At 45.6% G+C, this 9,291-nt stretch carries 9 protein-coding genes; 7 read left to right on the forward strand and 2 right to left on the reverse strand.

What is annotated here, in order from left to right; translation table 11 throughout:
- Positions 1 to 119 precede the first annotated feature (119 nt).
- Complete coding sequence (locus tag ACNRUY_RS24950; protein ID WP_488114381.1) at positions 120 to 632, reverse strand: hypothetical protein; 513 nt, start codon at positions 630 to 632, stop codon at positions 120 to 122.
- Between the two features lie 189 nt (positions 633 to 821).
- Here ACNRUY_RS24950 and ACNRUY_RS24955 point away from each other — a divergent pair, with 189 nt between their 5' ends.
- The 6 genes from ACNRUY_RS24955 to ACNRUY_RS24980 all read left to right on the forward strand — a co-directional run bounded on the left by ACNRUY_RS24955 (position 822) and on the right by ACNRUY_RS24980 (position 5,428).
- Complete coding sequence (locus ACNRUY_RS24955) at positions 822 to 1,277, forward strand: hypothetical protein (RefSeq protein ID WP_488114382.1); 456 nt, start codon at positions 822 to 824, stop codon at positions 1,275 to 1,277.
- Positions 1,278 to 1,334: 57 nt separating this feature from the next.
- The gene (locus ACNRUY_RS24960; RefSeq protein WP_488114383.1) at positions 1,335 to 1,877 is read left to right on the forward strand and encodes a hypothetical protein; all 543 of its coding nucleotides are present in this window, start codon (positions 1,335 to 1,337) and stop codon (positions 1,875 to 1,877) included.
- Positions 1,878 to 1,989: 112 nt separating this feature from the next.
- Positions 1,990 to 3,189 (forward strand): AcrVA2 family anti-CRISPR protein, encoded by a 1,200-nt coding sequence (locus ACNRUY_RS24965; protein WP_488114384.1) that lies wholly within the window; start codon positions 1,990 to 1,992, stop codon positions 3,187 to 3,189.
- Between the two features lie 363 nt (positions 3,190 to 3,552).
- Complete coding sequence (locus tag ACNRUY_RS24970; protein ID WP_488114385.1) at positions 3,553 to 4,023, forward strand: hypothetical protein; 471 nt, start codon at positions 3,553 to 3,555, stop codon at positions 4,021 to 4,023.
- Between the two features lie 76 nt (positions 4,024 to 4,099).
- Positions 4,100 to 4,243: a hypothetical protein gene (locus tag ACNRUY_RS24975; RefSeq protein WP_488114386.1), complete on the forward strand. Its 144-nt coding sequence runs from the start codon at positions 4,100 to 4,102 to the stop codon at positions 4,241 to 4,243.
- A 64-nt stretch (positions 4,244 to 4,307) separates the two neighbouring features.
- A protein-coding gene (locus ACNRUY_RS24980; protein ID WP_488114387.1) for an IS3 family transposase occupies positions 4,308 to 5,428 on the forward strand; the annotation gives its coding sequence in 2 pieces (ribosomal slippage) (positions 4,308 to 4,578 and positions 4,578 to 5,428; 1,122 coding nt in all).
- Positions 5,429 to 5,484: 56 nt separating this feature from the next.
- Here ACNRUY_RS24980 and ACNRUY_RS24985 read toward each other — a convergent pair.
- On the reverse strand, positions 5,485 to 7,161 hold the full coding sequence (locus tag ACNRUY_RS24985; protein WP_488114388.1) for an IS66 family transposase: 1,677 nt from the start codon (positions 7,159 to 7,161) through the stop codon (positions 5,485 to 5,487).
- Positions 7,162 to 7,502: 341 nt separating this feature from the next.
- Here ACNRUY_RS24985 and ltrA point away from each other — a divergent pair, with 341 nt between their 5' ends.
- Positions 7,503 to 9,083, forward strand: coding sequence for a group II intron reverse transcriptase/maturase (ltrA, locus tag ACNRUY_RS24990; RefSeq protein WP_488114389.1), 1,581 nt, complete (start codon positions 7,503 to 7,505; stop codon positions 9,081 to 9,083).
- Positions 9,084 to 9,291 lie beyond the last annotated feature (208 nt).

Consider the following 9,291-nt stretch of genomic DNA (forward strand, 5'->3'; position numbering starts at 1 on the left):
TGATTAGTATGAATCATAAGGGTTACCTTTTTACGATTTAGATTTCAGTGATTTCACCCTCTATCTAAATCGGTAACCCTTCCCTTTTTTGAAGAGGGAATTGTCAGATCAGATCTGAACTAATGCAAATAAGTAGCCTGTATGCTAGTATTAATATATTTAATGATATTATCTTTAGAGCGGTTAAGTCTTGATATACTTCCGTCTCCTAAAATTCGTCCAAATAATTCATCGCCACTTTTTGTGCCAGATACATAGTGGTTTCTATTTAGTCTTCCTCCAACAAGAGAATGATCTCTATATATTGAAACAACTAAAAGACTTCCACTTTTTTCTTCTTGATAAATTCTACATTCAACATCAACAGAAACCTCGTTTCCTCTGTAACCAGGTTCAAAGCTCTTAAACAGAACCTTTCTGTAGTAACCGATATGCTGTTTAAATGATGGGCTAGACAGCCACAAACGAATGTCCGAAAAGTTGGTTTTTGGGACACCCCCATTTTTTAAAGTTAAATATTCTTCAATGTATTGCTTTGAACATAAAGAAAAGTCTTTGCTATATCTGCTTGAAAATTGATGACACCCTTGGAGAAATATTATCATAAGAAACAATACTGTGACTTTTCTCATACAGAAACCCTTTTCAAATAATAATTTAACCAATACGTATGATATTCAGTTATTTCATCCACACTCGCCAATTTTATTTCACTATTCTGATAAATGGCGTATTTTATAACTTAATATGCAATCATTTTATTTTTCTATTCAATATCATCTACTCAGAAAAGCATTAAATAAAATAGGGGAATAAAAAAAATGCTTGTATTCTCGGGCCTCATTGGTATTGCCGTGGCCTATTCAACATCAATCATTGTGCTGATGTTTATATCAGCATTCTGGCAAGCTTTGCTGCCTTGGCTTCGCAATAAACCTGGTATCGAGCCTACAAACAACCCTGACGCACTTTTTTATATACCCCCAACACACGAACCTTTCCGCCTTCGCTGGTTCTCACCCCACCATAAAGCGGCCATTCCTGTGAACTTTGCAATCGGAGTGATGACTGGTGCAGCCCTGATGCAATATGGCTTTGAAACCTTCCATCTGATGCAGTTGCTGCTGTTCGCTTCTTTTTTTGTGTTTGTATGGACTATCACCAGACTCTTTCTGGATAAGACAGGATTTTGGCATGGCTTGGAACGCTTGGTGGTAGCCTTTGTAGGTGCTCTAAAGGTTGCCGCTATCATTAGTGTCATCGCTAATATCTATTAAGGTACACGGTAGCCTGAAATGAATATCACAAAAATAAAAAACTGATGGATGACAGTGATGGCAGACACTGAACCGGCTTCGTCTATAGAGCGTACAGAACCTAATGTTGAGCTAAGGAAACAATTGTCTTTGCATGATCAGTTGGTAGTACGAGCTGAAAATTGGCTTCAGAGCCAAGGGTGTAAGGTTGTGATACGCGATCCATTCCGAAGTCTTAACCAAGAGCAACCTGATGCAATTGGCTGGAAAGATGGGATTTCAATTCTAATTGAGGTCAAAACATCGCGAGCTGACTTTCTTGCCGATAAGAAAAAAGTATTCAGGAAAGAACCAGAAAAAGGTATGGGTGACTGGCGTTTTTTTTTGACACCTCCAGGGCTGGTTACTGAGAAGGATTTGCCTGATCAATGGGGCTTGCTTCATGCTCTACCTAAAACGATTAAAAAAATCATTGGTTTTCCTCCCCGAGGAAACTGGCGATCACCACCTTTTCACGGGGATAAAAATCGTGAAAATTTGATGCTTGTTTGTGCTTTGCGGCGTCTTTCTCTACGGGGTCATTTGCCAGAGATTTACGATGGATTAATACCAGGCGAATAAAATAACTGAGTCAAATGAGCGTTGCCATAATGAGGTATTTGGTGATAGAGAGTACAGTTGTCATCATGAGCCTGAAATGCAGGACACTATCATTTGATTAAAAGGATATAAAATGGAAGTTTCAAAAAACAAGCTGTTAAGATATCACCCAGAAAGATATAGGCAAACAAGACCATTTGCCAAAATGGTTTTTTCTGCCTATCACACTATAAATGGATTAAATCCACCTAAAAGCGAATATCTTGAATCTGTTACAAACATGATTATAAATTTTTATAACAGAGAACTAGATACTATCGAGAGAACCAAAAGACCCACTGATATAAAATGGTTAATGAAAGAGCCATCAATTGCATCTTACTACAGCTCATTTTGTAGCTATGGCCGAAATATTTTTCACCTCAGTGATGAAATAATTGAAGAGTTCTTACAGACAGATGTAGGATCAATTCCATTGGAAGCTGTTGATTTTCCTTATGAGTGTTTTTATATAAGCTTTGGAACGATTAATAGTCTAAAGCTTTCTGGTGATGGGTCTTATGTCGATGGTGCTTATGTATTTGCTCACAATAACTTCCCATTGCAAGTAGTGTTGACAACCAAAAAAGAAAACTGGAACTACGCTAATAAACAAGAGTGGATATTCAATAGAGACATATATTACTACATGGCATTAGACCGTTCCGACACAACTAAAACATTTAATCTGTTAGTTGAAAAGTCATTGCAAGACCAACTTGAAGCAAATAAAGAGGATGATTCAATTCCAGAAACTGGAATTCAACAACTTTGCGGTGGTGTAGAAGTAGGTGTTATAAACAAAAACAAAGAATCATCTAAAAAAGAAAGAGATGATATTCTATCAGGATTTGATGTATTCAAAAAAGCACTGAATATCATAATCAACACAATATGCTACACCTCAAGATATTCTGATGATATTGTAGAGCAGTGGCCTGAGAAAACTCCAAAAGCATTGCTAGATAAACTAAATAATGCGGTTAATAGAAAACAAAAACAGAAAGCAAAATCGCAGTTAATTTCTATGGGATATACCAAACTGAAAATATGTGGGTTGAATTTAAAGAAGCAGCCAACAGAACATATTGACAGAAACAGTATCAGACCTCATTGGCGGCGAGGACACTGGAGACAGCAGCCATACGGTGAAGAGCTGAAAAAGAAAAAAATTATCTGGATTCGACCTACGCTTGTCAGCCAAGACAGGGGGAGTCCTGAAACAGGTCACATTTACCAGGTATCCGATAGTAACCACTCTGTTGAAGATTCTCGTGAAGTGACGGAAGCATGACAAAATAATTGTAATTTTCCACCCCTACGCATAAGAACCCCGTAACTTGTTAAAATCTGAAAAAAATCAATAGGTGTAAAAATTGTTGTGAAAATATCAAAACTAATAGAAAACTTAAATGCCTTGAAGGAAAGTCAGGGGGACTTGGATGTTTATGTCTGGAGCCCTTTTGATGATAGAAAGACACGTCCGGTCTCTCATACCTCTCAGCTTCATACTATGAAGGAGGAAAAATATGTTGTGATTGAGTGTAACCCTCTCCTTCCAAGCACAACAGGGAACAAGTCTGGAAAGGGACGAGGCAACCTATAAAAACCTAAAAATAGTGACTCTTTGAACCACCATTCCAACAAGGACATGAGGATGTTAAAGCCAAAATTGATTGCAACGGAAAAGCTATTTCTTTTTCCTAATAAAGATAACCCTTACTTGATCAGTTTTAAAATTCGTTATAGTGGAGGGGAATATGATAAAAACAATAAATACCATCAATTGATCAGTGGTTTTTACCAGCGTGCACAGGATCTTTTATCCGCTCCTCCTGGATCTGGGCAAATACTTGAAACGCCAGACCCTGAAACAGCACATACCGCTGCCCTCTTCGAAATTGAAGTTTACGAGAATGACATCGTTAAGCCTGTAACGGGTATATCTGGAAAAAGAAGTAAGACCGGAGCACAGTCCCTGGCCGTGCAACTTGCGGATTACCTTGCAACTTTATTTGTAGGTATTGGTGAACTAACCCCAACAACTCAAACAGCTCAGGTTGTCGCCCTCAATGAAGAGCAGAAGAAAAATCCAAAGCCAAATATAATGGTTTGCGAAGATATCTAGGAGGAAGACGATCCGAATAGAGAACTCACACTTTCCATCCTTGCCTTCGACCTTCCAGAGTGGAATTGACATATTCATGAACAACGATAAAACCCTGCACGATAAGTGTGATGTCTGCGGTATTGTACGGGATAAAATTGGCCTTACAGAACTTTCCATTCGATTTGGTGAATGCCAGGTAACGGAAGAGTTGAAATTCTGCTCAGACAACGAAGTTTGAAATGGTCCCCATATATCAGACAGTAGTGTAAGCTCTGATCCATAACAAAATGGATGATGCGATCATGAGCAAAAAACGCAAACATTACGGTTCCAGCTTCAAATCCAAAGTTGCCCTTGCGGCCATCAAAGGCGACCAGACTACCGCAGAAATTGCTGCTCGTTTCCAGATACACCCAACCATGGTCAGTACCTGGAAGCGACTGTTGCAGGAGAGAGCTTCCGAACTGTTTGACACCAAGGGGGATAACCAGGGGAAAGGCCATCAGGCTGAGGTCGACAACCTTTATCGCCAAATCGGTCAGCTGACGGTGGAACGGGATTTTTTAGCACGCAAGCTCGATCATTGAAGAAAAGCCAGCGCGTTTCTCTGGTCGAGCGCCACCACCCGGATATCTCAATTGTCAGGCAGTGTCGCATACTCGGCGTCACACGGTCATCAGTGTATTACCAGTCTTGTAAAGACCTGTCTGAGGACCTGCCGTTGATGCGCCTGATTGACGAGCAGTATCTGAAAACGCCTTATTACGGGTCACGCAGGATGCGCACCTATCTGTGCGGACTGGGCTATAAGATCAACCGCAAGCGGGTGCAACGGTTGATGAGGCAAATGGGGCTGGAGGCCATCTACCCGAAGCCCAGAACCAGCCAGCCTGGTCAGGGGCATAAAATATACCCCTATTTGCTGAAGGGGGTAACGATCAACCGCCCCAACCAGGTGTGGGCGACCGATTTGACGTATATTCCCATGGAGCGCGGTTTCATGTATCTGATCGCCATTATGGACTGGTACAGCCGACGTGTTCTGGCTTGGCGATTGTCCAACACCATGGATGCGGATTTCTGTGTGGATGCCCTTGAAGAAGCGCTGGATCGCTATGGAGCACCGGAAATCTTCAACAGTGACCAGGGCAGTCAGTTTACCAGTGACGCCTTTACAGGGGTTCTCAAGGAGCGGGGAGTCCAGATCAGCATGGATGGCAAGGGGTGTTACCGGGATAATATTTTTGTTGAACGGCTCTGGCGCAGTGTAAAGTATGAGTGCGTTTACCTGAAAGCCTTCGACAATGCAGTCCAGTTGAAGCAAGAGCTGAAGGGCTATTTTCAACTGTACAATTCAGAGCGCCCCCATCAGGGGCTGAATGACAACACACCGGATCAGATGTACTTTAAACAGGCTGCCTGAGCCTGAATAACCCTGGGGCAGAGCTTCGTATACTACTCAGGTTGTTTGGTAACTGCTCAAAATCCACTGGCAATAGCGTGATGATTCATACTCGCTGCGCCTCTGATCAATTCGGAAAGTTGGGGTACCCGCATTGCTCCAGAGAGTCTGTCCAGAAGATATTTTGAGAATGAGACCCCATGCTGGCGGCACGTTTTTTTCAGGCTCGCAAACGTATCCCGGCATTTCTGCCCAAGGGCACTGCGCGTTCCCCCACTGATTTTCCGCCTTTTCACATACTCCCTGATCTGGCGTTCACTCAGGTTGTTGTGCAGTGGCAGCCACGGGCAGTCCAGAACCCTTAATAACGACTCCCTGATGACCATCAGCTTGCCCAGGACGGCTCGAAGTTCAGGGTAGTCAACCTGAGTGGTGACCCAATCGTCAAACCCTTTGCGGATGGCTTCTTGCCTCTGCCGGTCAGGGTGCTGCCTGTATTCGACCAGGTCATCGTAGATTTGCCAGAACACGTTCTCCACCCAGTCCCTGGCGGCTCTTTCCCTGGCATTGGCCGGGATCAATTTGGCCAGAGGTCGGCTGGCGTGATACCAGCAGCCGCTGTGAGTAAAGGCGGTGTCAAACTGCCTGGCTCCATCACTGTGGATCACCATGGTGGGAGGGAAGCCGTTTTCAATCAACCCCGCCTTGAGAACGGCTTCTGTCGCCAGTTGCCTCTGCCGGGGCGCCTTCAGGTTCAGATCATCAAGAAAGGCCTGCCAGGAGGCTTCATTCAGAAAGTGAACCTCTCCAAAGTTTTCCAGACAACGAACCCACTGGTCCGCCATACGAACCTCTTTCATATATTCAATAGCCGTCGTATTGAGCAGGTGACACTTGCGACGCCCTTGAAGAAGGGTGAGGAAGTTGACCCTGCTCTTGCTGCCTGTGCTGGAGAAGCAGGTAAAGTAATCATTGGTGATTACCGTGCAGTAGCCATTTTTTCCCTTGTGCCTCGCCCCCGTATCATCAACCTGGAGGTAGCGGGAACAGGCAATGGCCGCTTCAAGCATGTCATCCTTCTCCTGATGAAACAGGTCATACCCTTCGGTCAGCAGGCTGTTGAGAGTTCCCTCTGACACCCGGCAACCGTGGTCATGTAGCCAGCTCAGCAGCAGCGGTTGGGTGACACCGCAGGAGTGGTGTAGATCCAGAACATGGCTTTTGAGCTGATCGCCAAAATGGCTTTTTACATGGGATGGCAGCGGCGCGGTCAGAAATTCCCCGCTTTGAGTCCGCCAGCACTCACGACGGTATCGGGTGGTAGAAAACGACAGGGAAAGCTCGGTGAAGTAAAAATCACGGTAGCCCTTGTTCCGCCAATCTGGCTGAACCCCATCCAGACGGCAGAAGGTTTCCTGGTTCACCTGCTTCTGGGGTGCTGATGTCTCGCCCCGACGTCGGTTGCTCTGTCGCTTTGCTTTAGGAGGCCGGTTGTTACCGGATGTTTCTGCCGTGTCCTGCTCGTCGGCTTTCCTGGGCTCATCATCCTGAGACTGATCGGGGGTGTTCGGGCGGATACGAGGCTTGCCCTTGAGCTTTTTCAAGTGACGGATTTCATCCTTAAGCGCCTCAACCTCCTTCTGCAGTTTTTCTATGAGCAGGCGCTGCTGCTCGAGATTGTCGAGTTGGGCCTGAATAAATGATCGAACCTCACCACTGACAGGTTCGGTATGAAGGGGTTGGGGAAGCTGCATACACAGAAGGGTATATGATTTAGCCAGCCAGTACGTTGACCTCAGAGCCTTGACTTGCCAGTGTTTTTTGAGCAGTTAGTGCGCCGAGATAAATCGGCAAGATGTTAAGGGTGAAAGTCCCTGTGGGGTAAGACTAGCGAATCGCCCCAGCCCCGAGTCATGCGCCTGCTATCGTAAGATGTCCGGTGAAGCGTTGACAGGGGTGCCTGTAGGCTGAGTATTGAGCTGCGAAATCAAATAGTTCGAGGTGCCGATGTCGTTAACTGGAACAGAAAGCAAAACCTTAAGCTGCGTTAAATCGCAAGTAGCTTACGGACCTCGCGCAGTCGTAGACCTTGTGCATGCAGGTACGCATCTTGTGCGGAACTCGGGAGATCCTGCTGGTTTCTCCTGTAATAGCCATGGGAGACGCAATGGGGAAGGTTAATAACCATACGCCTATTGTCGTCGGCAGGAAGTCGGACAGGCTAATAGTACCCGAGAAGCAGCCGAACAAAGCAGGGTCTCCTGTGGCGGAGGTTGTGGAGGAAAGTGGCCTGGCCAAGAGGAATATCCAGCAGGGTGTCGGTGGCCGGACTCAGAGTCGGACTAACACCTCGTCCAACCTGCCGGGTATACGTCAAGCAGCGGCAAAGGACAGTCGCTTACAATTCACTGCCTTGTTTCACCACCTCACTCTGAACCTGCTGAAGGAAAGCTTCTTTCAACTGAAACGAAACGCATCGGCGGGGGTGGATGGCGTCACTTGGCAGTCCTATCAGCAGGAGCTGGATGCCCGGCTGAAAGCTTTGCACGAAAAGCTGCGTAAAGGGAGTTATCGGCCTCGTCCAGCCCGAAGGATCTTTATCCCCAAGGCTGACGGGAGCGAACGCCCCTTGAGCATCCTGTGTCTGGAGGACAAAATTGTCCAACAGGCTGTAGTCAAGGTATTGGAGGGGATTTACGAGGAAGATTTCCTCGGTTTCTCTTACGGGTTCCGCCCTGAGAGAAGCCAACACGATGCGCTGGATGCACTGACTGTAGGAATCAAAAGAAATCCTGTGGATTGGGTGCTGGATCTGGATATTCGAAAATTTTTCGATCAGGTCGACCATGAATGGCTAATCAGGTTTTTAGAGCACCGGGTGAAAGACAAACGCATTATCCGTTTGGTAAAACAGTGGATAAAAGTAGGGCACTATGACGACGATGGTCGGCATGTCCGAAGCGTGGCAGGTGTGCCGCAGGGATCAGTGATATCACCTTTGCTATCCAACATTTATCTGCATTACGTGTTTGATCTATGGGTTAATCAATGGCGTAAAAGGAATGCGCAGGGCAAGGTTATTGTTGTGCGCTACGCTGACGACAGTGTGTTGGGTTTCCAGCTGGAATCGGAGGCACAGAGCTTTCTGCAAGAACTCGGTAATCGATTAAAACGATTCGGGCTATCTCTACACGAGAATAAAACCCGCCTTATTCGTTTTGGGCGATTTGCCAAGAATGACTTGCAGAGGCTGGGAGCAGGAAAGCCAGAAACCTTTGAGTTCCTCGGCTTCACCCACTTCTGTAGTGTGACCCGAAGTAGTGGGCGCTTTACTGTCGTTAGAGAAACCAGCAAGAAAAGAATGCGAGCAACGCTGCAAGGCATTAAATCCTATCTTCTGAAGCACAGGCATAATGCTGTGTCGGAACAGTTGGAGTGGTTAAAACGTGTCATTCAAGGACACATGAACTACTTCGCTGTACCAGGAAATAGCCGTAGGATAAATGCCTTCAGAACCGCAGTGCAGAAAATATGGTACAAAGCCCTAAAGCGACGCAGTCAACGAAGTCGCCTGAACTGGAAAAAGTTTGGAGCCTTTGTAAATACTGTGTTCCCAAGGGTCAAAGTCCTTCACCCATGGCCGGAGCAGCGGTTTGGCGTCAAATACTTAAGGTAGGAGCCGTATGCGCTAGCAGTGCATGTACGGATCTGCGCAGGGGGTGCCGGGTGACCGGCATTCCTACTGTGACCCTTTATATGCATTAGTTCAGATCTGATCTGACAATTCCCTCTTCAAAAAAGGGAAGGGTTACCGATTTAGATAGAGGGTGAAATCACTGAAATCTAAATCGTAAAAAGGTAACCCTTATGATTCATACTAATCA

The organism is Endozoicomonas sp. Z74 (assembly GCF_057680865.1).